General features: G+C 69.9%; 22 protein-coding genes, 1 tRNA gene and 1 other RNA gene. 15 read left to right on the top strand and 9 right to left on the bottom strand.

Annotated features, from left to right (window positions below; translation table 11 throughout):
• Nucleotides 1-127 precede the first annotated feature (127 nt).
• Nucleotides 128-883, bottom strand: coding sequence for a GntR family transcriptional regulator (locus tag ABD978_RS39540; protein ID WP_345366082.1), 756 nt, complete (start codon nucleotides 881-883; stop codon nucleotides 128-130).
• A 166-nt stretch (nucleotides 884-1,049) separates the two neighbouring features.
• Here ABD978_RS39540 and ABD978_RS39535 point away from each other — a divergent pair, with 166 nt between their 5' ends.
• Complete coding sequence (locus ABD978_RS39535; RefSeq protein WP_345366080.1) at nucleotides 1,050-1,394, top strand: ATP-binding protein; 345 nt, start codon at nucleotides 1,050-1,052, stop codon at nucleotides 1,392-1,394.
• 745 nt (nucleotides 1,395-2,139) lie between these two features.
• Complete coding sequence (locus ABD978_RS39530; protein ID WP_345367408.1) at nucleotides 2,140-3,456, top strand: ricin-type beta-trefoil lectin domain protein; 1,317 nt, start codon at nucleotides 2,140-2,142, stop codon at nucleotides 3,454-3,456.
• A 359-nt stretch (nucleotides 3,457-3,815) separates the two neighbouring features.
• On the opposite strand, the gene ABD978_RS39525 is transcribed toward ABD978_RS39530, so the two are convergent.
• Nucleotides 3,816-3,903, bottom strand: a tRNA-Ser gene (locus tag ABD978_RS39525).
• 10 nt (nucleotides 3,904-3,913) lie between these two features.
• Entirely contained in the window at nucleotides 3,914-4,255 is a 342-nt protein-coding gene (locus ABD978_RS39520; protein WP_345366078.1) for a DUF952 domain-containing protein, read from the bottom strand.
• A 50-nt stretch (nucleotides 4,256-4,305) separates the two neighbouring features.
• Here ABD978_RS39520 and ffs point away from each other — a divergent pair.
• The 7 genes from ffs to ABD978_RS39485 all read left to right on the top strand — a co-directional run bounded on the left by ffs (nucleotide 4,306) and on the right by ABD978_RS39485 (nucleotide 11,140).
• Nucleotides 4,306-4,402, top strand: an RNA gene (gene ffs / locus ABD978_RS39515) — signal recognition particle sRNA small type.
• Nucleotides 4,403-4,424: 22 nt separating this feature from the next.
• Nucleotides 4,425-6,587 carry a DNA polymerase III subunit gamma and tau gene (locus ABD978_RS39510; protein WP_345366076.1) on the top strand — a complete coding sequence of 721 codons (2,163 nt, stop codon included), beginning with the start codon at nucleotides 4,425-4,427 and terminating at the stop codon, nucleotides 6,585-6,587.
• A gap of 215 nt (nucleotides 6,588-6,802) precedes the next feature.
• On the top strand, nucleotides 6,803-7,159 hold the full coding sequence (locus tag ABD978_RS39505) for a YbaB/EbfC family nucleoid-associated protein (RefSeq protein WP_345366074.1): 357 nt from the start codon (nucleotides 6,803-6,805) through the stop codon (nucleotides 7,157-7,159).
• Between the two features lie 218 nt (nucleotides 7,160-7,377).
• Nucleotides 7,378-7,977 carry a recombination mediator RecR gene (gene recR, locus ABD978_RS39500; RefSeq protein WP_345366072.1) on the top strand — a complete coding sequence of 200 codons (600 nt, stop codon included), beginning with the start codon at nucleotides 7,378-7,380 and terminating at the stop codon, nucleotides 7,975-7,977.
• Between the two features lie 25 nt (nucleotides 7,978-8,002).
• Entirely contained in the window at nucleotides 8,003-8,518 is a 516-nt protein-coding gene (locus ABD978_RS39495) for a DUF5063 domain-containing protein (RefSeq protein ID WP_345366070.1), read from the top strand.
• 286 nt (nucleotides 8,519-8,804) lie between these two features.
• Nucleotides 8,805-10,073 carry an aspartate kinase gene (locus tag ABD978_RS39490; protein ID WP_345366068.1) on the top strand — a complete coding sequence of 423 codons (1,269 nt, stop codon included), beginning with the start codon at nucleotides 8,805-8,807 and terminating at the stop codon, nucleotides 10,071-10,073.
• On the top strand, nucleotides 10,070-11,140 hold the full coding sequence (locus tag ABD978_RS39485) for an aspartate-semialdehyde dehydrogenase (RefSeq protein ID WP_345366066.1): 1,071 nt from the start codon (nucleotides 10,070-10,072) through the stop codon (nucleotides 11,138-11,140). Before ABD978_RS39490 ends, ABD978_RS39485 begins: the two co-directional genes overlap by 4 nt.
• Nucleotides 11,141-11,305: 165 nt before the next feature.
• Here ABD978_RS39485 and ABD978_RS39480 read toward each other — a convergent pair whose 3' ends face one another.
• A complete protein-coding gene (locus ABD978_RS39480; protein WP_345366064.1) occupies nucleotides 11,306-12,022 on the bottom strand; it encodes a hypothetical protein in 717 nt (238 codons plus the stop codon).
• A 156-nt stretch (nucleotides 12,023-12,178) separates the two neighbouring features.
• Between ABD978_RS39480 and ABD978_RS39475 the strand changes: the two genes are divergently transcribed.
• Nucleotides 12,179-12,841 carry a TetR/AcrR family transcriptional regulator gene (locus ABD978_RS39475; protein WP_345366062.1) on the top strand — a complete coding sequence of 221 codons (663 nt, stop codon included), beginning with the start codon at nucleotides 12,179-12,181 and terminating at the stop codon, nucleotides 12,839-12,841.
• A 156-nt stretch (nucleotides 12,842-12,997) separates the two neighbouring features.
• Here ABD978_RS39475 and ABD978_RS39470 read toward each other — a convergent pair whose 3' ends face one another.
• Both ABD978_RS39470 and ABD978_RS39465 read right to left on the bottom strand, forming a co-directional pair.
• Nucleotides 12,998-14,761, bottom strand: coding sequence for a S9 family peptidase (locus tag ABD978_RS39470; protein ID WP_345366060.1), 1,764 nt, complete (start codon nucleotides 14,759-14,761; stop codon nucleotides 12,998-13,000).
• Between the two features lie 12 nt (nucleotides 14,762-14,773).
• A complete protein-coding gene (locus ABD978_RS39465; protein ID WP_345366058.1) occupies nucleotides 14,774-15,724 on the bottom strand; it encodes a D-alanyl-D-alanine carboxypeptidase family protein in 951 nt (316 codons plus the stop codon).
• 171 nt (nucleotides 15,725-15,895) lie between these two features.
• Here ABD978_RS39465 and ABD978_RS39460 point away from each other — a divergent pair, with 171 nt between their 5' ends.
• The 4 genes from ABD978_RS39460 (at nucleotide 15,896) to ABD978_RS39445 (ending at nucleotide 18,868) form a co-directional block, all read left to right on the top strand.
• Nucleotides 15,896-16,120, top strand: a complete 225-nt coding sequence (locus ABD978_RS39460; protein WP_345366056.1) for a hypothetical protein — start codon at nucleotides 15,896-15,898, stop codon at nucleotides 16,118-16,120.
• 35 nt (nucleotides 16,121-16,155) lie between these two features.
• On the top strand, nucleotides 16,156-16,974 hold the full coding sequence (locus tag ABD978_RS39455) for a PIG-L family deacetylase (protein WP_345366054.1): 819 nt from the start codon (nucleotides 16,156-16,158) through the stop codon (nucleotides 16,972-16,974).
• A gap of 155 nt (nucleotides 16,975-17,129) precedes the next feature.
• A complete protein-coding gene (gene pnuC / locus ABD978_RS39450; RefSeq protein WP_345366052.1) occupies nucleotides 17,130-17,765 on the top strand; it encodes a nicotinamide riboside transporter PnuC in 636 nt (211 codons plus the stop codon).
• Entirely contained in the window at nucleotides 17,762-18,868 is a 1,107-nt protein-coding gene (locus tag ABD978_RS39445; RefSeq protein ID WP_345366050.1) for an AAA family ATPase, read from the top strand. Before pnuC ends, ABD978_RS39445 begins: the two co-directional genes overlap by 4 nt.
• Before the next feature lie 138 nt (nucleotides 18,869-19,006).
• On the opposite strand, the gene ABD978_RS39440 is transcribed toward ABD978_RS39445, so the two are convergent.
• Nucleotides 19,007-19,642, bottom strand: a complete 636-nt coding sequence (locus tag ABD978_RS39440) for a TetR/AcrR family transcriptional regulator C-terminal domain-containing protein (RefSeq protein WP_345366048.1) — start codon at nucleotides 19,640-19,642, stop codon at nucleotides 19,007-19,009.
• 70 nt (nucleotides 19,643-19,712) lie between these two features.
• Here ABD978_RS39440 and ABD978_RS39435 point away from each other — a divergent pair, with 70 nt between their 5' ends.
• Nucleotides 19,713-20,312, top strand: a complete 600-nt coding sequence (locus tag ABD978_RS39435) for a peroxiredoxin-like family protein (protein WP_345366046.1) — start codon at nucleotides 19,713-19,715, stop codon at nucleotides 20,310-20,312.
• Between the two features lie 174 nt (nucleotides 20,313-20,486).
• Here the strand turns inward: ABD978_RS39435 and ABD978_RS39430 are convergent, their stop codons facing one another.
• Nucleotides 20,487-21,548 (bottom strand): phosphatidylinositol-specific phospholipase C domain-containing protein, encoded by a 1,062-nt coding sequence (locus tag ABD978_RS39430; RefSeq protein ID WP_345366044.1) that lies wholly within the window; start codon nucleotides 21,546-21,548, stop codon nucleotides 20,487-20,489.
• Nucleotides 21,549-22,019: 471 nt separating this feature from the next.
• Entirely contained in the window at nucleotides 22,020-22,886 is an 867-nt protein-coding gene (locus tag ABD978_RS39425; RefSeq protein WP_345366042.1) for a helix-turn-helix transcriptional regulator, read from the bottom strand.
• Nucleotides 22,887-22,936 lie beyond the last annotated feature (50 nt).

Here is a 22,936-nt window from a genome sequence, read left to right as displayed (position 1 = left end):
GACACCGCCGAAGACTGATGTACCCCGGCGTTTCAGTGGTGGCGGCTCCACCGACTGTGGCAGTCCGCGCCGGACCAGCGGGGTGCGAAAGGGTTACTCGTCGGCGACCTGCCATCCTGGGCAGGACTCAGTCGCCCTCGACGGGGATGACATACAGCAGTTCATAGCGGTCGACGGGCACGACGATGTTCGCCGTCTCCACTGGCCGCTCGTCAGTCCAGTACGTCCGCTGGATCACCATCACCATGGTGCCCGCGCTCACGTTCAAGGCCGCCGACTCGTTCTGCGTGACGGGGCGGGCCGTCACCACTTCGGTCGCAGTCACGATGCGCTGTCCGATCGCCGACATCCGGTCCCGGACGCCCTGGCCGGCGTACGGGCCGCGTTCGGGCAGCATGACCGGTGTGCCGCGTGTCAGTTCCAACGGCTCGTGGGACGTGCTCATCATGACCGGCTCGCCGTCGGAGGTGAACACGTAGTCCGTACGCATCACCGGCGCGTCGGCTGCGATGCGGAGCCGCTCGGCGATGGTCGGCGGAGCGGTCGTGGTCTTGGATTCGCAGGTCCAGTCCGCTTCGTGGCCTTGGGCCTTGATATCGGCGCGGAAGGGCGATCCTTCGCGCTGCTCGCGGTACCAGGAGCGAGTGAGCCGGCGGAGCTGTGGACGCTGCCGAACGGTGGGCCGGGCGCCGGTGCGGGTCTCGATGAGCCCTTCGGCCATGAGGACGTCGATCGCTCGGCGTACGACGTTCTCGCTGACGTGAAACTGCTCGGCGAGTTGGGCGCGTGAGGGAAGCCGTGATCCGGCGGTCAGTTCGCCATTGACGATCTGGCGGCGCAAATCGTCCGCAACCCGCAGGTAGAGCAGGTTTTCAGTCGGCACTCCGGCGGCCTCCCCTCGAAAGTCATCTTTCGATCAAGGTCCATCGTAGGGGAGCCCTTGACAGCCTGGAATCCAGCCAAGAACCTGGATTCCAGCTTTGATGACCGAGGGTGAATGAAGGTGAGCCGTGAGTGAGTGGATGATGGAGGTGGCAGGTTCGCCGTCCGTGGTGCCCGGCGTCCGGCACTGGGTATGTGAAGTCCTCGGCGATTTCCCCGAGGACATCCGCGACCGCATGGAGATCATCGCCAGCGAGTACGCGACGAACTGCGTCCGCCATTCCAGGGCGGCCGAGGGGGGGAACATCCGCCTGCGGCTGACCGCCGAAGGGGAGAGGCTCCGCCTCGAAATCCGGGATGAGGGCCCTCGACGGGAAGCTCCGGACGTCTGGGCGGCGGATGAAGCCGTCGACTTCGGCCGTGGCCTGCACATCGTGGCTCAGCTCGCCGACGTCATGGGCGATGAAATCTCCAGCGAAGGCCGTTTGGCCTGGGCGGAGGTGAAGGCGTGACCAGCCAAGGGTCGAAGTATCACCGGATGCATGCGTCCGTCCGCAGTCCCTTGGACGACGCTCGAGTGTGCCGGCAAGGCCGTAAGGGCCGAAGCGGCGCTGGACGTCACGCTGACACCGGCCAATCGACGGCAGATGCGAAAGGCGCGAGGATTCGTTCACTCCTCACAGGGCTCTTCCGACTGCTCCGAGCTGCGCCCGCACGTGCTGCAGTGATCGGAGACACGGCCACCGACATTCCTGCCGTCCGCTCTGATCCGAGCTCTGCTCAACTCGCCGAGCTTCAGGGCCTATGCCGTCAGTGGTTAGTGATGTGGTGCCGGTATCGGCGCGAGTACATGGCTATCGCCCGCTTCGACACGACCGACCCGATCCTGTTCGCTGCGACTGGGCAGCAGTTGGTGTACGTCTGCCGCGCGGCCGAACTGGCGGTGGCGTGAGTGGTCGGAGTACGAGCGGCGAACCGAGTCATCTGCTAGCCGATGAAAGCCGTCGTGAAACGAGCCGGACCTCGGGTCGACGGCCGGGCGCACGACGGTCCCCTGACCAGTGTGGATGGGTCGGGAACGAGTTCCAGCTTCGCCCGTGACGAGACATTGACGACCAGCATTGACCTGAATTCACGCTGATCGTAACCTCGCGTCGAACCGATTCGACATGGCCAAAGGGCGGTCGGCGGGATGCGACGGCCCCTCTCTCCGAGGACAAGGAGGAGCAGGTGAGACGTAAGTTTCTTTTCGTGACCATGGTGGTAGCGGCATTCCTCGCCCTGGCCACCGGGGGCACGGCACTGAGCAGCACCCTCGGCCGTACGCCGTCATCCACCGCTCTCCGCCCCGCGGCGGCGACCGCCGGATGCGGTAAGGCCCCGACGCTGGCGAGCGGAACCCACACGATCCAGAGCAGCGGCCAGAACCGCAGCTACATTCTGCGGGTCCCCAACGGCTACGACAGCAACCACCCGTACCGGTTGATCTTCGGATTCCACTGGGTCGGCGGCACCGCGAACGACGTCGACTCGGGCGGAACCGACGGCTACAACTGGTCCTACTACGGACTGCGGAGGCTGGCCGACAACGCCGGCAACACCACGATCTTCGTAGCACCCCAGGGCATCAACAACGGCTGGGCCAACTCCGGCGGCCAGGACGTCACGTTCGTCGACGACATGCTCCGGCAGCTCGAGGGCGGCCTGTGCGTCGACACGACCCAGGTCTTCTCTTCGGGCTTCAGTTACGGCGGCGCGATGACGTACGCACTCGCCTGCGCCCGGCCGACGGTCTTCCGCGCGGTCGCGGTCTACTCCGGCGCGAACCTCAGCGGATGCAGCGGCGGCACCCAGCCCGTCGCCTATATTGGGCTCCACGGCATCAGGGACAACGTCCTGCCGATCGCTTCGGGACGCGCACTTCGCGACACGTTCGTCAGGAACAACGGCTGCACCCCACAGAACCCGCCCGAGCCGGTGAACGGCAGCCTGACGCACATCGTGACCACCTACTCCGGATGCCGGTCCGGGTACCCCGTCGTCTGGGCCGCGTTCGACGGAGCCGGTCACGACCCGGGTCCGATCGACGGGTGTACGTGTGACGGCTGGCGGACCTGGACCTCCGGAGTGGTGTGGAGTTTCTTCACGCAGTTCCAGGGCGGCGGTTCCTCACCCACTCCGCCTCCACCGTCTTCGCCGGCACCGCTGCGCAACGTCAACGCCGGCCGTTGCCTGGACGTCCCCAACCTCTCGCAGACCAACGGCACGCAGGTGGAGCTATGGGACTGCAATGGCGGGTCGAATCAACAATGGGCGCAGACCTCTGCCAAGCAGCTCCAGGTCTACGGGAGCAAGTGCCTGGACGCCGCGAACGGCGGCACCTCTTCCGGCACCAAGGCGGTCATCTACGACTGCAACGGCGGAGCCAGCCAGCAATGGAACGTCAACGCCGACGGCACCATCACCAGCGTCCAGTCCGGCCTCTGCCTAGACGCCAACGGCGCCGGAATCGCCAACGGCACCCTGGTGCAGCTGTGGACCTGCAACGGCGGCAACAACCAGAAATGGAACTGACGTAGCAGGCAAGTGAGCGGCCATGTGCCAATTGAACTGAGAAGCACGTCGGGCTGGCACGCCCTTGGCGTGCCGGCCCGGGCTTAACAACAGGCCATTGTTGCCTATTTATCAAGATCACAGAAGAGATCTTGGTGAGGTCTGCGTGACCCACGAGTGGCCTGGATGTTCGATGGCTTCGTGAAGATCGACGACTGATCGGGCAGGGACCGCGGTGCGCTGCAACCTATGCCCCGTTGCCGGAGACTCTCCTGCCTCACGCCGGGTGGTCGACGTTGCGGTCGTGTATTGGTTCGAGCCCGGGAAGCACGTCGGGCCGGTACCCCTGGGTACCGGCCCGACGTCTTGCCTGATCAAGCTGGCGGAGGATGCGAGATTCGAACTCGCGAGGGGTTGCCCCCAACACGCTTTCCAAGCGTGCGCCCTAGGCCACTAGGCGAATCCTCCGCCGCAGAGCCTACCGGTTCTCCGGCAGTGCGCGAACCTCGATGACCGCCTCGGGAGGAATCGGGCCGTAGATATGGGGGAAGACGTCGTCGCCGACGGGCTCGTGGCGGACGTCCAGACCCGCCGGGTCGATCACGAGAAGGACCAGATCGTCGAGGTCGGCGTAGAAGGCGCGTCGGACGCCGCGTACCTGGTCCTCGTCGCGGGAGGCGTGGATGAACCCCTCCTCGGCGAGGGTACGGCCGCGGGTCGACACCGCGTACGGGTGGCCGGAGTCCCGTGCTGCCTCCCACTGGGTCCGTTCGGCGATGTGGAAGATCGGTGTACGCGGGTCCGTGAGATCGCCTGCCATGAAGCAGAGCGTACGGGCCGAATCCCTGCGCCGGATGCCATAGACTCGGATCAGACCCCTCGCACGGCGTCCATCCTGTGAACCTCCCCAGGGCCGGAAGGCAGCAAGGATAAGCAGGCTCTGACGGGTGTGCGGGGGGTCCTCTGCTTTTCGACGAGGACGGACCCCCATGAGTCTGGCTCTGTACCGCAAGTACCGGCCAGCGACGTTCGCCGAGCTCAAGGGGCAGGAGCACGTCGCCGAGCCGCTGCAGCAGGCGTTGCGCAACGGGCGCATCCATCACGCGTACCTGTTCAGTGGTCCGCGTGGCTGTGGCAAGACCTCGAGCGCGCGCATCCTCGCCCGCTCGCTGAACTGCGAGAAAGGTCCGACTCCCGAGCCCTGCGGCGAGTGTGAGTCCTGTGTCGCGCTCGGGCCGTCCGGGGCCGGCCACATCGACGTGATCGAGATCGACGCCGCCTCCCACGGTGGTGTGGACGACGCGCGTGATCTGCGGGAACGCGCCTTCTTCGCGCCCGTGGCGGCGCGCTACAAGATCTACATCATCGACGAGGCGCACATGGTGACCCGTGAGGGGTTCAACGCGCTGCTGAAGCTCGTCGAGGAGCCGCCGCCGCACCTGAAGTTCATCTTCGCGACCACCGAGCCCGAGAAGGTCATCGGGACGATCCGGTCGCGTACCCACCACTACCCGTTCCGGCTGATCCCGCCGGGCACCCTCCGTGAGCTGCTCGAGGACATCCTGCAGAAGGAGGGCGTGCCGTACGAGCCGGCCGCGATTCCGCTGGTCGTGCGCGCGGGCGCGGGGTCCGCCCGTGACTCGGAGTCGATCCTCGACCAGTTGCTGGCGGGCGCGGGCGAGGAGGGCATCACGTACGCCCGCGCGGTGTCCCTGCTCGGGTACACCGACTCGTCGCTGCTGGACCAGGTCGTGGACGCGGTGGCGGCCCGGGACGGGGCGGCGGTGTTCGCCGCGATCGACCGGGTCATGGAGGGCGGGCAGGATCCGCGGCGGTTCGCCGCCGACCTGCTGGAGCGCTTCCGCGATCTCGTCATCCTGTCGAACGTCCCCGACTCCGGCGCGACGGGCCTGCTCAACGTGCCGCCGGACGAGCTGGAGCGGATGCAGGCGCAGGCGTCCCGGCTCGGTCGCGCGGAGCTGACGCGCGCCGCCGACCTGCTGCACACCGGCCTCACGGAGATGCGCGGGGCGACGTCGCCGCGGCTGCTGCTCGAGTTGATCTCCGCGCGGATCCTGCTGCCCGGCGCGTACGACGACGAGGCGTCGCTGCTGACCCGTCTGGAGCGGCTGGAGCGCCGCATCGCCGTCGGCGGCCAGGTCGCCGCGGCCGAGCCCGTACCGCAGCCGTCCGCCCCACAGAGCCACGCTCAGCCGTCCGCCCCACAGAGCCACGCTCAGCCGTCCGCCTCGCAGAGCCACGCTCAGCCGTCTGCGCCGCAGGGCCGTCCTCAAGCGGCTGCGCCGCAGGGCCGCCCGCAGCCGCCCGTTCCGCAGGCGGCGGCTCCGGTCGAGGCTCCCCGGCCGCAGCCGTCGGACTCGCCCGGGCATCAGCCGCCCGCCGCCCAGAGGCCCGCCGCGCAGCGGGAGGAGTCATCCGGCGGCGCGGACTGGCCCGCGCCCGCCCGGACGTCCGGGGCGGGGCGTCCGTCGGCACCGGCCGCCGGGCCGTCGTCCGCCGCCGAGTGGCCGACGCCGTCCGCCGCGGCACCGACCAGGCCCGCACCGGCGGCCGCGGCGCCGAGCGGAGGCTCCGGTGCGGCAGTGCCGGCCGGCGGGGTGGACGCGGCCGCGATCCGGCGGATGTGGGTCGACATCCTGGAGGCGGTCAAGCAGCGGAGCAAGGTCGCGTGGATCGTCCTCATGGAGGGCGTGGAGGTCGCGTCGATCGAGGGCCAGGTGCTCACGCTCGCGTTCGCCAACGACGGCAAGCGGCGCGGGTTCACGACCGGCGGCAAGGACGCCGTCCTCCGCGACGCGCTGAAGGAGATCCTCGGCGTCGACTGGCGTATCGACGCCGTCCTCGTCGGAGGTTCGGGGCAGAGTGCACGGCCCGCGCCGCCGCCTCCGGACCCGGGCGGGTGGGGCGCTTCGGCGGCTCCGCCCCGCGAGCCCCGTACGCCGTCGCCGGCCCCGTCCGCGCCGGCCCCGCCGCCCAGCCCGGTCCCGCCGCCGCCCGAGCCGGTGGACGAGGAGGACGAGGTCGATCCGGAGGGTGACGCGGACGCGGGGAGCGAGGCCGCGCTCACCGGGATGGCCCTGATCGAGCAGGTGCTCGGCGGAAAAGTGATCCAGGAGTTCGACAACACCTGACGTCCGGGAAAAGGCTCGGTAACGTCACGGTCATCCCGCCATGAACCGGGCATGCTCCTCGGCCGACCTGCGGGTTCGCCGAGCCTTTCGTGCGGCGCTCGCCGCCCGGTCGGGGGCGTTTTGGGACAGCCGTACCGGTTGCCGGGAGCCGCATACCGGATCGGGTGCGAACCCCGTAGTCTCGTCTCAACGGACGATCGAATGAGGAGAGCACCGTGGAACCCGGTGGCCAGCCGAATATCCAGCAGATGCTGCAGCAGGCGCAGCGCATGCAGGAGCAGTTCATGAGCCTGCAGCGCGAACTCGCCGAGACGGAGGTCCAGGGCACCGCCGGCGGCGGGCTGGTCACCGCGACCGTCAACGGGCAGAACGAGGTCGTCAAGATCGTCATCGATCCTGCCGCCATCGACCCCGAGGACCCGGCGGACACCGCGGAGACCATCGCCGACCTGGTGCTCGCGGCCATCCACAACGCCACGGAAGAGGCCCAGAATCTCGCGCAGGAGAAGATGGGACCATTGACCGAGGGACTGGGCGGCGGCCTGGGCGGACTGGGCCTCCCCGGCATGTGACCTGAGGCGGCGGATCCAGTGGGCCCACGGACCCGCCGTGTGCCCATGTCCGCCGGGCGTGCTTCGATCGGGAGGTCTCGAAGGACGCCCGGGGACGTCCCCCATGGTGGCCGTGCGCCGCGTGGGAGAGCGTCCACCCGCCGTGAACGGCCTCCCCGAGAACGTCCACTCATGACGGCGCTCCCGGTGAGCGCGTCGACGACGAGAAGGGAGGGACCGTGTACGAAGGGGTTGTCCAGAACCTCATCGACGAGTTGGGCCGGCTGCCCGGCGTCGGGCCGAAGAGCGCACAGCGGATCGCCTTCCACCTGCTCGCCGCGGATCCCGCCGACGTCACGCGGCTGAGCGAAGCGCTGCGGGAGGTCAAGGACAAGGTCCGGTTCTGCAGCGTCTGCGGGAACGTCGCCGAGGCCGAGCAGTGCCGGATCTGCCGCGACGCCCGCCGGGACACCCACGTGATCTGCGTGGTGGAGGAGCCCAAGGACGTCGTCGCGATCGAGAAGACGCGGGAGTTCCGCGGGCGTTACCACGTGCTCGGCGGCGCGATCAGCCCCATCGAGGGCGTCGGCCCGGACGACCTGCGCATCCGGGAGCTCATGCAGCGCCTCGCGGACGGCGAGGTGACCGAGCTGATCCTGGCGACCGACCCGAATCTCGAAGGCGAGGCGACCGCCACTTATCTTGCCCGGCTCGTGAAACCGATGGGTCTCACCGTCACCCGGCTGGCCAGCGGACTGCCGGTGGGAGGCGACCTGGAATACGCCGACGAGGTGACGCTCGGTCGTGCGTTTGAAGGACGGAGGCTGCTCGATGTCTGAGAACAGCAATTCTGAGCATAGCTGGATGACGCTCGCCGACCGTGTGGCGAAGCACGCCCAGAACTACCTGACCGGACTGAACGCCGTGGCGGTGGGCGAGACCGGGGGGCACACGGTGCCGCTGTTGCTGCTCGAGGTGTCGCAGATCGCGGTGGCCGGGGCTCAGCTCGGTGCCAGCACCGACGTGATCCTGCCGGACAACTGGGAGCCGGACGTCGGCGAGGACCCGGACCTGGACACGATCCGGCAGGGGCTGGCCGAGCGGCTGACCACCGTCGACGAGTACGCCGAGGTCTTCGACCCGTACAAGGACGCTGAGACCACCGTGTACCGCCTGTCGGACGACCTGGTGGACGTGGCCAGTGACCTGGTGCACGGGCTCCGTCACTACGACGCCGACCGCAAGCTCGAGGCGCTGTGGTGGTGGCAGTACAGCTACTTCAACCACTGGGGCAACCACGCCGGCGCCGCGCTGCGGGCGCTCTACGCGGTCTCGGCGAGCGCGCGGCTGGACGTCATGGAGGAGCCGGTCGCGGGCTGACCCCGACCAGCCGGTCGCGGGCTGCCGCCGGACCAAGCCGGTCGCGGGCCGACCCTCGACCGGTCACCGGGTCCCCCCAAGATAGAAGAGACCCGTGGCCCTGTCCCGGCCACGGGTCGGCCGTTCCGGATCTCGTGGCGAGCGGGTCGTTTCGCGCAAGGTTTCCGGACCGTTACCCGACTTTCGGGAAATCTCGCATAGCGGGATAATCCGCGCGGGGTATCGCGTTGACCTCGGTAGACTCGGCTTTCGACTGCCCTGATCCCGATCCGAGGAGTGCACACGCGTGGCCCTAGTCGTGCAGAAGTACGGTGGCTCCTCCGTCGCCGACGCTGAGAGCATCAAGCGCGTCGCCCAGCGCATCGTCTCTACGAAACAGGACGGGCACGACGTCGTCGTCGTGGTGTCCGCGATGGGCGACACGACGGACGAGCTCGTCGATCTCGCCAACCAGGTCAGCCCCCTGCCGCCCGCGCGTGAGCTGGACATGTTGCTCACCTCCGGCGAGCGGATCTCCATGGCGCTGCTCGCCATGGCCATCGCCAACCTCGGACACGAGGCGCGGTCCTTCACCGGCTCCCAGGCCGGCGTCATCACGGACAGCAAGCACGGCAAGGCGCGCATCATCGACGTGACGCCCAGCCGTATCCGCGACGCGATCGACGCGGGGTCGATCGCGATCGTCGCCGGTTTCCAGGGCGTCTCCCAGGATTCCAAGGACATCACCACGCTCGGCCGCGGTGGGTCCGACACGACGGCGGTGGCGCTGGCCGCGGGCCTCGACGCGGACGTCTGCGAGATCTACACCGACGTCGACGGGATCTTCACCGCCGACCCGCGGATCGTGCCCGCGGCGCGCCGCATCCCGGACATCTCCTACGAGGAGATGATGGAGATGGCGGCCTGCGGCGCGAAGATCCTGCACCTGCGCTGCGTGGAGTACGCCCGGCGGTACGGCATGCCGATCCACGTACGGTCGTCGTTCAGCAACAAGACCGGGACCTGGGTCAAGACCAGCATCGAGGGAAACCAGATGGAACAAGCGATCATCTCCGGCGTCGCCCACGACCGGAGCGAGGCCAAGATCACCGTTGTCGGGGTGCCCGACAAGGTCGGCGAGGCGGCGACGATCTTCTCGACGCTGGCCGACGCCGAGATCAACATCGACATGATCGTGCAGAACATCTCGGCCGCGGCGACCAACCGTACGGACATCTCGTTCACGCTGCCCCGTACGGACGGCCAGGCCGCGATGAACGCCCTCAACAAGATCAAGGACCGCATCGGGTTCGACTCGCTCCGCTACGACGACCAGATCGGCAAGGTCTCGCTGATCGGCGCGGGCATGCGCTCCCACCCGGGCGTCACCGCCAAGTTCTTCGGCTCGATCGCCGACGCGGGCGTCAACATCGAGATGATCTCGACCTCGGAGATCCGGATCTCGGTGGTCGTCGACCAGGACGACGTGGACGCCGCCGTCACCGCCGCCCACCGCGCGTTCGACCTGGACGCCGACCAGATCGAGGCCGTCGTCTACGGAGGTACCGGCCGATGAGCAGGAAGCCCACCCTCGCCCTCGTCGGGGCCACCGGCGCGGTCGGCACCGTCATGCGGGAGATCGTGTCGTCCCGGGAGGACGTGTACGGCGAGATCCGCCTCGTCGCCTCCGCCCGGTCCGCCGGCAAGCGGCTTCCGGTACGCGGCGAGGAGCTCGTCGTCCAGGAGCTGACCGCCGAGGTGTTCGACGGCGTCGACATCGCGATGTTCGACGTGCCGGACGAGGTGTCGAAGGTCTGGGTGCCGATCGCGGCCGAGCGCGGCGCGGTCGTCGTGGACAAGTCCGGAGCGTTCCGGATGGAGCCGGACGTGCCGCTCGTGGTCCCGGAGGTGAACCCCGAGGCCGTACGGAACCGGCCGCGGAACATCATCTCGACGCCGAACTGCACGACCCTGTCGATGATGGCCGCGATGGGCGCGCTGCACGCGGAGTACGGCCTGGACTCCCTCGTCGTCGCCTCGTACCAGGCGGTGTCCGGGGCCGGCGTGGCCGGTTCGGAGCGGCTGTACGCGGAGATCGAGGCGGTCGCCGGCGATCGTACGCTCGGCCAGACCGCCGGTGACGTGCGCAAGGCGATCCAGAACCGTCTCGGTGAGACCGAGTCGCCGTTCCCGGCGCCGATGGCGCTCAACGTCGTGCCGTGGGCGGGGTCGCTCAAGGAGGGCGGCTGGGCGTCGGAGGAGCTCAAGCTCCGCAACGAGTCCCGCAAGATCCTGGGCATCCCCGACCTGAAGGTCTCCGCCACGTGCGTACGGGTGCCGGTGATCACGACGCACTCGCTGGCCGTGCACGCGACGTTCGAGCGGCCGATCACGGTGGAGGGCGCGCGCTCGATCCTGGACGCCGCGCCGACCGTCGTCGTCATGGACGACCCGGCCAACGGCGTGTACCCGACGCCCGCCGACGTGGTCGGCACGGACCCGACGTACGTCGGCCGGATCCGCCAGGCGATCGACTTCCCCAACACGCTCGACCTGTTCGTCTGCGGCGACAATCTGCGCAAGGGCGCCGCGCTGAACGCCGCGGAGATCGCCGAGCTGGTGGCCGCCGAGTTCGGCGCCTGACCGAGCAGTATCTGACCGACGAGCGCTTGATCGACGAGCGCTGATCAATGAGTGCTTGACCGGCGAGTGCTCGTCGACCAGGGGTCTGGGCGGCGAGCGTCTGATCGACGAGAGACGTCCCGGCGGTGCCGCGCACCGCCGGGACGCTCATGTTTCACGGGAAACCTAATCGTCCGCGTCGTCGTCATCTCCGTCGGAGAGGCCGTCGACGTTCCGGCGGTCGCGATCCGCCTTGGCGGTCCCCGGCGCGCCCGGTGAACGTCCGTGGCCGACGCCCGACTTGTCCGCCTGCTCGGTCCCCGGCCGGTCCTCGGGCCGCCCGGTCTTGTCCGGTTCGTGGTCGGGCGACGTCTTGGCGCCCTTCCGCCCGGTCAGAGAGTCCGGAACGCCACCGAAGGTGACGTCCCAGTGAGACCGCTCGCGGGCGAACGTCACCGGCCCCGGCGCCCGGTACTGCGCCGCGCCGTCGCCCCGCGTCGGGACGTGCTCGAAATGGTGCGGGATGTAGGTGTCGAGACACCGGTTGGGCAGGAGGTCGAGCTTGTAACCCGCGCCATGGCTGTAGCGGCCCGCCGCGTGCCCCGCCTCGGTGCCGCCGGAGACGGTCAGGTGGCAGTGGCTGGCCCCCTTCAGCGCCATAAGCCCGGCGAACGTCGCCGCCCGCAGCCCATCGAACGAGGTGCAGTGCGGGTTGCCGCGCCGGGTGCAGTGCCCGGAGGAGATCCAGCGGACCCCCACCGCCCGGAACAGCGCACCGGCCAGTCGCTGGTGCAGCAGACCGGGCTCCGACGTCGGCGTGTGGGTGCGCGCCATGGCCGAACCGGCCATTAACGTCCAGAATCCGGCTGCGCAGCCGGCGATGACGGCAGTGCGTATCGACATGTAGCCCTCCCGTACTGTCGCATCGCCAGTCGCAGCATTGATCGCCGCGAGCGCGACACTCCGGCAAGGGACGCGCCGCTTTCCCGAATCCACACCCACTTCTGGCCGCTGGATGACGGACCCGGATGGTCGGCGGAGGGTCGTACAGTGTCGCGTGTGGCCACACCGACCAAGTCCGAGCAGACGAGAGAGTTGATCGCGAAGACCGCCCTGCGGCTGTTCCGCGAGCGTGGCTACGAGGCGACGACGATGCGGGCGATCGCCGCGGAGGCCGGTGTGTCGGTCGGCAACGCCTACTACTACTTCTCCTCGAAGGAAGAGCTGATCCAGCTCTACTACGAGCACTCGCAGGACGATCACACCGAGGCGTGCCGGGCCGTGCTGGCGCGGGAGCGGGAGTTCCGCGCGCGGCTGCTCGGGGTGGTGCGCGCCCGCATCGACACGCTGCAGCCGTACAAGGAGTTCGCCGGGAAGTTCTTCAAGTACGCGGCGGAGCCGACGAGTCCGCTGAGCCCGTTCAGCACCGAGTCGGCTCCGATCCGCGAGGCCGCGATCGCCGTCTACCGGGAGCTCGTGGAGGGCTCCACCCTCAAGACCGACGCGGAGATCCGCGCCGACCTGCCCGAGCTGCTCTGGCTGTACAGCATGGGCGTCATCCTGCACTGGGTGTACGACAGCTCGCCGGGGGCGGCCAAGACCTATCGGTTGATCGAGCGGACGGTCCCGCTGATCGACCGTCTCGTCGGCCTCGCACGGGTGCCCGGCATGCGGGGGATCGTACGGGACGCCCTGGCGACCTACCGCGACCTCCGGCGGTGACGCGAGCCTGCCGCCGTGGCCGAAACCCGCGGCGGTGACGCGGGCCGGCCGTGCGTTCGCAGGGGGACCGCGAGGATCGTCATCCGGTCCCACCGAGATCGTCGCGGGCGAGGCGCGCCTCCCGGGCGTTACGCGCCCCGGGAGGCACGCCTCGGCCTACGTCAGGTCGAGGTGCTTGCGGGCGAAGTCCATCGTCGCGGCGACCTGGCGGATGCGCTCCTCCACGACCAGGGAGCCGTGCCCGGCGTCGTATCGGTAGACCTCATGGTCCTTGCCCAGCTCCCGCAGGCGGGCCAGGTAGTTGTCGATCTGGCGGATCGGGCAGCGCGGGTCGTTCTCCCCGGCCATGACCAGCACCGGGGCGGTGACGCGTTCGACGTACGTGATCGGAGAGGACGCCTCGTACCGCTCGGGCACCTCCGTCGGCGAGCCGCCGAACAGCGACCGGTCGAACGCCTGCAGCGCCTCCATCTCGTCCTCGTACGCGGCGACGTAGTCGGCCACCGGGACGATGCCGATCGCGACGGTCCAGTCCGCCGGCTGGATCCCGATGCCGAGCAGGGTGATGAACCCGCCCCACGACCCGCCGGTGAGGACGAGCCGCGCCGGGTCGGCCAACCCGGAGGAGACCGCCCAGTCGCGGACGGCCTTGATGTCCTCCAGCTCGGTCAGCCCGGGGCGGCCCTCGATGGCGTCGCGCCAGGTGCTGCCGTAGCCGGACGACCCCCGGTAGTTGACGCGAACGACGGCGAACCCGTGGTCCACCCACGCCGCGGCGTCGGGGGAGAAGGAGTCGGAGTCGTAGGCGGTCGGCCCGCCGTGGACGTCGAAGACCGTCGGGTACGGGCCCGGTCCGTCCGGCTTGGAGACCAGGGCGTGGATGTCACCGCCCGGACCCGTCACCCAGGCGTCCTCGACCGGGACGGACTCGGGCGCGGGCGGGCCGGGCGGGGTGAGCACGACCTCGCCGGAGGTGGACCGGATCACCGGCGGGGACGCCGAGGACGACCAGGAGAACTCGACCGTGCCGTCCGGGCGCGCGGTGACACCGCCGATCACTCCGCGCGGCGTGTCGATCCTCGACAGCTCGCCGCTCGCGAGGTCGTACCGGTAGACCTCGTCGCGGGCGTGGTGGGAGTGCCGGATCAGCAGCGCGGACCCGTCGTGGTACCAGTCCGAGCCGATCTCGCCGGGGAGGTCCAGGGCGATCTCCTGGACGTCCCCGCTCACCGGGTCCCAGATCAGCGGCTCGGGCTTGCCCCGGCGCTCGTGCTCGACGAGCAGCCGCTGATCGCCGGGGACGGGCGAGAACGCCAGCCCGCCGAGTCCCTTGCCCGGGCCGTCCCACAGGTCGGCGACGGTCTCGCCGCCGGTCCGGACGACCCGCAGCGCCATGTGCCGGCTGTCGCCGTGCTCGCTGTGGTTGATCGCGACGAGCGACTCGTCCTTCGACAGGTCGATGGCGTAGGCGTCCTCGGCGTGGGAGTACAGGACGTACGGGTCGGCCCCCGGACGGGACACGTGGATCGTCGTGCCGCCGTCCGTGGACCGGCCGATGACGGCGAGTCCGCTGGACCCCACCGACAGCCCGGCGGGGTAGGAGGGCTCCAGGCCGGGAACGGCGGGCTCGTCCGGACCGCCGCCGAACGGCTGGCGCTTCCACACCCCGAACTCGTCGCCGTCGGTGTCGGAGAACCACCAGATCCATTCACCGGTCGGCTCGACGCCGGCCATCCAGGTGCCGTTCGGCCGGTCGGTGACCTGTCTGCGGTCGCCGGTCGTACGGTCCCAGGTGTAGATCTCCCACGTGCCCGTGGCGTTCGACCGGTACACCGAGCGGTGCGGCGCGTCGTGCGCCCAGCCGGGCAGGCTCACCCGCGCGGCCCGGAAGCGAGCCTTCCAGCGTTCGTCGTCACCCATGCGTCAAGTGTCTCAGTCCGTCTGCGGACCCGCGGGCACGGACTGCAGGCGGAGCTGCGCGGACTTGGTGCCGTACGCCCAGTCGAGCATCTTGGCGGCGTCGGTGAACCGGCGGTTCGGGTCGGTGGTCGTGCTGTTCAGGACGAGGCCGTAGATCGTACGGCCGCCGCGCTTGGCCGCGAACACCAGGCAGTACCCGGCGCCGTCCGTGTGGCCGGTCTTGATGCCGATCGTGCCGCTGTAGGAGCCGAGCAGCAGGTTGGTGTTCTTCCAGCTGTAGGCGTGGTGGCGGGTGGTCTTCGACAGCTTGTACGTCTTCTCGGCCACGATCGACCGGAACGTCGAGCTGGCCATGGCCTTCTTCGTCAGCTTGATGACGTTGTTCGGCGTGGAGTACCCCTCCTTCTTGGAGGAGGTCGGCAGCCCGTCGGCGGTCCGGAAGTACGTGCTCGTCATGCCGAGCGACTTGGCCGTCTTGTTCATCTTGGCGAGGAACTTCGTCTGCCCGGGGCCGTACACGTCGGCGAGGGCGTACGCCGCGTCGCAGCCGGACGGCAGCATCATGCCGCTCAGCAGCTGCCGGACGGTCACCTTGTCACCGGTCTTCAGGCCGGCGGACGAGGCGTCGTTGTTCTTCACGTGGTCGACGTAGGACTTCTTGATGGTGACCCAGCGGTCGAGGCCGCCGGCGCGGAGCACGACGAGCGCGGTCATGACCTTGGTCATGCTGCCGATCGGGCGCTTCGTGGTCGTGGCGCGGCCCCAGAGCTTCTTGCCCTTGGAGGCGTCGTAGATGTAGGCGCCCTTGGCCACGACGCCGGACGGCGCGGAGGCGGCGGTGACGACCCTCGACCCGGCCGTCGGGGACGGCGTGGCCGCGAGGGCGCTCGGAGCGCCCAACGGAATTGAGGAGATCATGGCCCCCGCGACGGTGGCGGCGGCCAGGCGCGCGCTGAAACGCATGCGGACTCCTGGTGGTGGTGGGGGGAAAGGATCATGCTCGCAGTCGGCGAAATGCGATGCAACCGGGACACGCGTGACCTTCGGTCCGGATGCGGTCAGCCCGCACGCTTCGCGGCAGGCCTGTTCGCCCCTGATCGGGACGTTCGGGACGGCGCGTCGTACCGTTGAGGGGTGACGCCGAGATCCTCGACAGAGCTCGCACTGAGGCCCGACGGCACTGGTGACGAGGAGGTCGAACACGGCTACCCGCCGCCCGCCCGGCCCGTCGGGAGCACCGTGGTCGCCTACTGCGGCGCGGTGATGACCGTGCGCGGAGAGTCCTCGTCCGCGCCTCCGCCGAACACCTGCGCCGAGTGCGCGAAGATCTGGCGACGCCGTCGGCGCCGCTCCCGCTGACCGTACGGCCCCCTCGCACGTGCATGCTGGGGGCCATGGAATCCGAATTCACGCTGATGGCCGTGCACGCCCACCCGGATGACGAGGTGATCGGCACGGGTGGCGTCCTCGCGCGCTACGCCGAGGAGGGCGTCCGCACGGTCCTGGTGACCTGTACGAACGGGGAACAGGGCGACGGCCCCGGTGGGGTCAAGCCCGGCGAGCCGGGGCACGACCCGGTCGAGGTGAGCCGCCGCCGGCTCGACGAACTCCAGGAGTCCGCCGCTCACCTGGCCATCGACCACGTCGAACTGCTCGGGTACCCGGACTCGGGGATGGCCGGCTGGGACGCCAACGCCGACGCCGAGGTGTTCAGCAACGTCCCCCTCGACCGGTCGGCCGCCCGGCTCGCCGAGCTGATGGAGCGGTACCGTCCCCAGGTCGTGGTCACCTACGACGAGAAGGGCGGGTACGGGCACCCCGACCACATCCAGGCGCACCGGATCGCGATCGCCGCCGCGGAGGCGACGGGAATCCCCCGCAAGCTCTACTACACCGCCATCCCCCGGGCCGGAATCGCCCAGATGATGGACTACCTGCGCGACACCGGCGCCGATGTGGGGGACTTCGACCTCCCCGAGGACTTCGGGACGCCGGACGAGGAGATCACCACCGCCGTGGACGTCTCCGCGTACTTCGAGCGCAAGCGCAAGGCCCTGGAGGCCCACGCCAGCCAGGGCGAGAACATCTTCCTGCTGCGCATGCCCGAGGAGGCGCAGCGCCAGGCCCTCGGCCGCGAGGTCTTCGTGCGCCGCTTCAGCGCCGTTCCCGTCCCTGACGGGGAGGAGGACGACCTGTTCGCCGGCCTGCGCTGACCGGGTGTCGCGGAGGGTCGACGCGGCCCGGCCCTCCGCGCGGGCGGAGGCCGGCTCTCGCGTTCCCGGGGCCGCACACGCCGGTCCGCCGGGCGCGTGTGCCCCACATGTAGGGTTCTGCCGACATACCGCCTGATCGCGAGGAGTATGCCGGATTGTCGCTACACAGCCTGTTGGGTCCGCTTCTCGCGCCCGCCGTCACGCTCGGCGGCACGCCGACGAGCTGGGCCGAGGTCCTCGGATTCGCCACCGGCGCGATCAACGTCTGGCTCGTCGTCCGCCAGCACATCGCCAACTGGCCGATCGGCATCGCGAACGTCGTCCTGCTCGGCCTGATCTTCGTGGACGGCGGTCTGTACGCCGACGCGGGCCTGCAGGCGGTCTACGTCGTCCTGCAGGCGTGGGGCTGGTGGGAGTGGCTGTACGGCGGGCAGGAGCGCGGTGAACGCCTCGTCCAGCGGACGTCCCGCACCGAGTGGGCCGGGATCGCGGTGGCCGGCCTCGCGGCCACCGGCCTGCTGACGTGGGTGCTGAGCACCTGGACCGACTCGAACGTCCCCTTCTGGGACGCGCTGACCACCGTGATCTCGCTGGCGGCGACGTACGGCCAGAGCCGCAAGCTGCTGGAGTCCTGGTGGCTGTGGATCAGCGCCGACCTGATCTACATCCCGCTGTACGCCTACAAGCACCTCTACCTGACCAGCGTGCTCTACGTCGTCTTCCTCGCGCTGTGCGTCGCCGGGCTGTTCGCCTGGCGGAAGGACTGGACACGGCGGGCGGTGGCCTCGTGAGATACCGGCATGGGCTGGTCATCGGGAAGTTCTATCCGCCGCACGCCGGCCACCATCACCTGATCGACACGGCGGCGGACGCCTGCGCGCACGTGACCGTCGTCGTGGCCGCCTCGACCGTGGAGAGCGTCCCGGTGGCCCTGCGCGCGGCTTGGCTCCGGGAACGGCACCCCCAGCCGCACGTCGAGATCGTCCCGGTCCTCGACGACGTCGAGGTCGACTACGACTCCGACGAGGTCTGGGCGGCGCACGTGGCGGCGTTCCGGACCGGCCTGGCCGCGGCGTCCGGGCACGGCGTCGGCGCGCTCGGCGTACCGCCGGTCGACGCGGTGTTCAGCTCCGAGGCGTACGGCCCCGAGCTCGCGCGCCGGTTCGCCGCCGCGCACGTCCCCGTCGACCCGCCGCGCGACCGGTTCCCGGTCAGCGGCACCGCCGTACGGCGGGACCCCGTCGCCTGCTGGGAGTGGCTCTCGCCCGCCGTCCGGGCGCACCTCACCCGGCGCGTCGTCGTCCTCGGCGCGGAGTCCTCGGGCACCACCACGCTCAGCCGCGCCCTGGCCGCGCACTACGCCGCCCGCGGCGGGGCCTGGGCGGCGACCCGGTGGGTTCCGGAGTACGGCCGCCTGTACTGCGAGGAGAAGCTGGCCGTCGCCCGGCGGGCCGACCCGGGCCTGTGGATCGGCGATCTCGGCTGGTCGTCGGAGGAGTTCACGGTGATCGCCGAGCGGCAGCTCGCCCTGGAGGACGCGGCCGCCCGTTCCGGTTCCCCGCTGCTGGTCTGCGACACCGACGCGTTCGCCACCTGCCTCTGGCACGAGCGCTACCTCGGCGCGCCGGCGCCCGACGTCGAACGCCTGCACGCCCGCGCCCACCACGACCTGTGGATCCTGACGGACACCGCCGGCGTGCCCTTCGAGCAGGACGGCTGGCGCGACGGCGAGTCGATCCGGGAGCGGATGTCGGAACGGTTCCGGGAGGAGCTCGACCGGCGCGGCCTGCCGTACGTCGTCGTCACCGGGACCCACGAGGACCGTATCGCCACCGCCGTCACCGCCGTCGACGCGCTCCTCGACAAGGGCTGGACCTTCACCGACCCGCTCTGACCGACCCGGAACCGCCTCTGGAGCGCCCGTCCGCGCGAGGGCCTCGCGCCGGAACCGGTCGTCCGGGACGGCCTCAGGAGCCTCCCTCCGCGCGAGGGCGTCGCGCTGAAACCCGTCGTCCGACCGGCCCGGACCGCCTCAGGCGGACCCGTCCCCGCCGGTCGCGCGCTCCAGCCCGTCCAGCAGGACCGCGAGGCCCGCGCGGAACTCCTGGTCCGCCGACACCCGCGCCGCCAGCCGTCCCGTCTCGGCCATCAGGGGGAACTCTTCGGCCGGCAGCGCGGCGATCCGCCGGGTTCCCGCGCCGGACAGCGGGCCGAGATGCTCGAGCTGGATCGCCCCGATCAGGTAGGCGACCAGGCCGCGCAGCGCGATGACGCGCCGCTCGCCGCCGATCCCCGCCTCGGTGAGGATGCCGAGCACCGTCTCCGCCCAGCGCAGGTTGCTCGGTGAGCTCTGCCGGTGGGTGAGCGTCAGCGGCACGACCTCCGGATGCGCGGCGACCGCGCGACGTACCCGCTCCACCATGGTCGCGAGCCGGTCCCGCCACGACGATCCGGTCGGCGGCGTGGTATCGACCGCGCCCAGCACGCGTTCCACGACCAGCCCCTCCAACTGCTCGCGGTCGTCGACGTAGCGGTACAGCGACATCGTCCCCATCCCGAGCTCCTTGGCGACGGCGCGCATCGTCAGCGCGGCGAGTCCGTCGCGGTCGATGACCGCGAGGGCCGCCGCGGCGATCTGGGACTCGGTGAGCGAGCGTGGACGGGGCATGGCAAGACAGCGTACAAGGTACGCGTACGAGTGTTAGCGTATGTTGTACGCCTACCTGAAGGGTGACCCGATGACCGAATCCGACGCTTCTCACCGACTTCACGCCGGTGAGGTCATCCGGGACCGCGAGCTCACTCCGGTCACCGGCCCCACGATCCGCCTCCTGCAGCCGGGCCACCTCGTCCACCTGCAGTTCCGCCGCTTCGCGGGCTGCCCGGTCTGCAACCTCCACCTGCGGTCGATCGTCCGCCGGCACGCCGAGATCGAGGCGGCCGGCATCCGTGAGGTCGTCCTCTTCCACTCGCCGGCCGACGAACTGCGCGAGTACACGCCGGACCTGCCGTTCGCCGTCATCGCCGATCCGGACAGGCGGCTGTACGTCGAGTTCGGCGTCGAATCGGCGAAACGGGCGCTTTTGAACCCGCGTGTCTGGGGCACGATCGTCCGCGCGGTCCTGCGCAACGCCTGGGGGATCGTACGCGGCCGGGAACGCGCCCCCGCGGCGATGCCGCACGGCGGACGCTTCGGCCTGCCGGCCGACTTCCTGATCGCCGCGGACGGCACCATCCTGGCCTGCAAGTACGGCGACCACGCCTACGACCAGTGGCCCGTCGACGAACTGCTCAGCCTGGCCTCCCAGGCGCCCGTACTCGACGACCGGCTGCAGTGAGACGCACTCCGACCCTGCCCCCACAACGGCCGCCGGGCGGTAGCCGCATCGAAGGCTCAGCCTTGACCGGCAGGGTCCCGACTCCGGCCGGATGCCGACCTGCTCGGCTCCTGCTGAGCCGTTGCGTCGCGGCGACCCGGCGGGGCCGCCGCGGGCGACGGCTCCGGGCCGGGGTCAGCTTGCCGATGCGGCGCCGCGGTTCAGCGTCAGGGACAGGACGCTCGGCAGGCCGTACCAGTCACAGGAGACGACGCTCGCGTGCGCTCCGGCCAATAGGGCGACCCGTGCCTGCGCGTCGGACACCGGCGGGTCGTACTGGTCGAGCGCCGGCGCCACGTTGTGCGCGTCGGTCATGGTCAGGAGGTAGTGGTTCGCGTCGTACCAGGCCGTGTCGACGCCGCTGACGTACGTGGCGGCGTCGCCGTCGAAGACGACGAACCACGGCCGGATCGAGGTGTCGGCGTACTGCGTGCGGGGGTCGCCGGAGGCGGCGCCGAGGACCGCGGGGAACGTCGTGGCGGTCGCCGTCTTGCCCGCCGCGCGGAGATTCTTCAGGTAGGTGGCGTACTCGACGTCGGTGTGCAGCGTGTCGGTGGGGTTGTTCAGCTCGACCGTGCCCGGGATGACGTACATGATGATCTTGCCGGCGAGGGCGGCGCGGCTCGGCCAGGCGTTCGCCTTGGCGGCCTCGTCGAGACTCGCGTGGCCGCCCAGGAGGTCGGCGGGCCGGTACAGCAGGCTCCCGACGTGGGAGTTGACGACCGAGTCGAACGCCGCCGGCCCCATGCCGTAGTTGTTCTGGAAGCCGGCCTTGAGCTCGACCTTGACCTGGATCGGGCCCTTTCCGGGGTGCGCGGCCAGCCAGTACTTGATGTCGTCGAGGCACGACCCGAGGTCCTTGTTCGCGCTGCCCGAGTAGATGTCGGACGGGCTCGACGCGTCGACGCAGTTGTTCTTGTTGCTGGTCAGCGAATCGTGGCTGACCTTCCACTCATGGGTGAAGACGTCGTCCCAGGCGTCGAGTTCGACCATCGACGCGCCCGCGTCGAGGGCCTTCGCCAGGTACGGGTACGCGGCGGGGTTGTAGGCGTTGTGCACGCCGACCACCGTCGTCTGCGCCAGCGACACGTCCGCACGAGCGGTCCCCGCCGACAGGACCGACCCGCCCACTCCCAGCGCTCCCGCCAGCACGGCCGCCGCGGCGACCGCGACGCACCTCCGAAGGCCGACCGGCATCCCGCCTCCCAGGTCCGTACCGGAATGAAGAGCGTACGGATGAATATTCACCCCGTTCACGGCTACGAATAAAGTGGAATGTCGTCGCTGATATTAATTTATTTCTGTCAAGCTCAAAGTCCGCCGAAGAGGCGCTTTGATCTCGGGCTACGCTTACCGGTTGACATGGGGATGTGCGGCTAGTAATGGGCCGCGAGGAGATCGTCGCGGTCGTGATGGGCGGGACCATAGTCCCCTGACCAGGGACTTTGGTCCCTTGAGGGAACAGGTCCGCCGGGGCAGTGTGGGAGTTGGCCTGCGGGACGTGCGAGGGAGCTCGACCACACGAATCGCCCGGACGGGATTCGCGAGGAAGGGCTGAGAGGCCGGAAGGGGCGATGAGCCCCTACAGGAGCTGAAAAGCTCTTGGACGGCGACCCCCACAACCTGACCCGGACAATGCCGGCGAAGGGAAATCGCCTCGTAGGTCCTTTATGCGCGCCCGGGCCGGCTGTCCTCGGGCTCGGCGAAACGCTGGTGTCCCAGCACCCCGAGCAGCCGCAGCTTCTCATGGTCCTCGGTGTTCGGCGCGGCGGTGAGCACGAGCAGCGCCTGCGACTGGTCCTCGGTGAACAGCACCTGGCAGTCCACCTCGATCGGGCCGAGTTCGGGATGGACCAGCGTCTTGTGATCCTCGAAGCGCTTGGCCACCTCGTGCCGTTCCCACAGCTCGGCGAACTCCGGGCTCGCCCTCTGCAGTGTCCGTACGAGCTCGCCCGCCGGCGAGTGCGAGCCCATCGACCCGTACGCCGCACGCAGGTTCGCGACCTGGGCGCGACTCTGCCGGTCACGGTCGTCCTCTGGATAGCGCAGCCGCTCCCCGGGATCGGTGAACCAGCGGTAGATCTCGCTGCGGGCAAGGCCCGTGTAGCCCGACCTGTCCCCGAACAGCGCCTCGGCCATCCGGTTCTGCACGAGGGTCTCGCCCAGGTTGGACAGGATGAGCGCGGGGGTGTCGGCGAGGCGGTCCAGCACGCGGAGCAGTCCGGGCGCGACGTGCGTCGCGGCCGAGATCGGAGCCGGCGGGTTGTGCCCGGCCACCTGGAACAGGTAGTCCCGCTCGTCACCGGTCAACCGCAGCGCCCGGGCGAGCGACCCGAGCATCTGCTCGCTCGGCTGCGGACCGCGCTGCTGTTCGAGGCGCGTGTAGTAGTCGGTCGACATCACGGCGAGCGCCGCGACCTCCTCCCGCCGCAGGCCGGGGGCCCGGCGGCGCGCACCCTCCGGGAGCCCGACGTCCTCGGGCCGCAGGGCGTCGCGGCGGCGACGCAGGAAGTCCGCCAGTGCTGCACGATCCATGCGTCCATTATTCGGGCGATGCCCGGGTCGAGCCAGGGATCGCCGATCCC

It is taken from the genome of Actinoallomurus liliacearum (genome assembly GCF_039542035.1).
Lineage (GTDB): Bacteria > Actinomycetota > Actinomycetes > Streptosporangiales > Streptosporangiaceae > Actinoallomurus > Actinoallomurus liliacearum.
Note: the sequence above shows the minus strand (reverse complement) of the source record. Positions and strands in the feature narration are given on the sequence as shown.